Genomic DNA, 2,000 nt, shown 5'->3' on the forward strand with positions numbered 1-2,000 from the left:
CCAACAGGACTACTACACATCGGAAATGCCCGTACAGCATTGTTTAACTACCTTTACGCACGTCATCATGGTGGAACTTTTATCATTCGTATCGAAGATACTGACCGTAAACGCCATGTTGAGGATGGAGAACGCTCACAGCTTGAAAATCTTCGATGGTTGGGGATTGACTGGGATGAGAGCCCAGAAACTCATGAAAACTACCGTCAATCAGAGCGTTTGGAACTCTATCAAAAATACATCGACCAATTGCTAGCTGAAGGAAAAGCCTACAAATCATACGTTACAGAAGAAGAGTTGGCAGCTGAACGCGAACGCCAAGAAGCAGCTGGCGAAACACCACGTTACATCAATGAATATCTTGGCATGAGCGAAGAAGAAAAAGCAGCTTACATCGCAGAACGTGAAGCAGTTGGTATCATCCCAACTGTTCGTTTGGCTGTCAATGAGTCTGGTATCTACAAGTGGCATGATATGGTCAAAGGTGATATCGAGTTTGAAGGTGGCAATATCGGTGGTGACTGGGTGATTCAAAAGAAAGACGGATACCCGACTTACAACTTTGCCGTTGTTATTGATGATCACGATATGCAAATCTCTCATGTTATCCGTGGAGATGACCACATTGCCAACACACCCAAACAGCTTATGGTTTATGAGGCTCTTGGTTGGGAAGTTCCAGAGTTCGGTCACATGACTTTGATTATCAACTCTGAAACAGGGAAAAAATTGTCTAAACGTGACACCAACACCCTTCAATTTATTGAGGACTATCGTAAGAAAGGCTATCTTCCAGAAGCTGTCTTTAACTTTATCGCCCTTCTTGGTTGGAATCCAGGTGGCGAAGATGAAATTTTCTCTCGTGAGGAATTGATTAAACTCTTTGACGAAAACCGCCTCAGCAAGTCTCCAGCTGCCTTTGATCAGAAGAAACTGGACTGGATGAGCAATGACTACATCAAGAGAGCAGAACTTGCTACTATCTTTGAAATGGCAAAACCTTTCCTAGAAGAAGCAGGGCGTTTGACTGACAAATCAGAGAAAATGGTAGAACTCTACAAGCCACAGATGAAATCAGTAGACGAGATTGTTCCACTGACAGATCTTTTCTTCTCAGATTTCCCAGAGTTGACAGACGCTGAGCGCGAGGTCATGGCAGGAGAAACCGTTCCTGTTGTTCTAGAAGCCTTCAAAGCGAAGCTAGAAGCAATGACAGATGAAGAATTTGTAACAGAAAACATCTTCCCACAAATCAAAGCAGTTCAAAAAGAAACAGGTATTAAAGGGAAAAACCTCTTCATGCCGATTCGTATTGCAGTATCAGGTGAAATGCATGGACCAGAACTTCCAGATACGATTTACCTATTAGGTCGTGAGAAATCTATCCAGCATATTGATAATATGCTCAAAGAGATTTCTAAATAAAAAGGACTTCCGATGGATACATGGGAAAAAATGTATGAAGAAGCACGAACCTTATTCAATCCCCATGAAGTTTCTGACTTTGTTTATGCTAACCATGTTGTTGCTGCGGTAGAAGCAGAAGATGGTCAGATCTTCACAGGATTTTGTATGGAGGGCACTTGTGGCGTTTTTCATCTCTGTGCAGAACGAGCAGCTCTCTTCAATATGTATCAATTTTCAGGACAAACTAAAGTTAAGAAAATCCTCGCCTTTCGAGATAAACCTCCCTACGGCGAAGGATCAGGCATGCCCTGTGGCGCTTGCAGAGAATTTCTCTTAGAATTGAATGCTGAAAATAAAGAAGCAGAGTTCATGATGGACTACGAAACAAGAAAAACAATTAAGGTTGCTGAATTGATCCCTTACTGGTGGGGAGAGGAACGCGCGACTAATTGGCAAGATAAATAGAAGGAGTCAGTTTAACTGGCTCTTTCCCTTATCTTTTCAGAATTTTGATAAAGAGGAAAAAAAGTTCTTGACAAAGGTAAAAAAGTAGGTATAATAGAAAGAGTTGAAAAGCTCAGGTCCGTTGGTCA

General features: G+C 42.0%; 2 protein-coding genes. Both read left to right on the forward strand.

Features of this window, described 5'->3' with window-relative positions; translation table 11 throughout:
* A partial coding sequence (gltX, locus tag GMD6S_RS08875) for a glutamate--tRNA ligase (RefSeq protein WP_000299257.1) occupies positions 1 to 1,425 on the forward strand: 1,425 nt, incomplete at its 5' end.
* A gap of 12 nt (positions 1,426 to 1,437) precedes the next feature.
* Positions 1,438 to 1,872 carry a cytidine deaminase family protein gene (locus GMD6S_RS08880; RefSeq protein ID WP_000382004.1) on the forward strand — a complete coding sequence of 145 codons (435 nt, stop codon included), beginning with the start codon at positions 1,438 to 1,440 and terminating at the stop codon, positions 1,870 to 1,872.
* The last annotated feature ends 128 nt before the right edge of the window (positions 1,873 to 2,000 follow it).

The sequence above is a fragment of the Streptococcus sp. GMD6S genome (genome assembly GCF_000297015.1).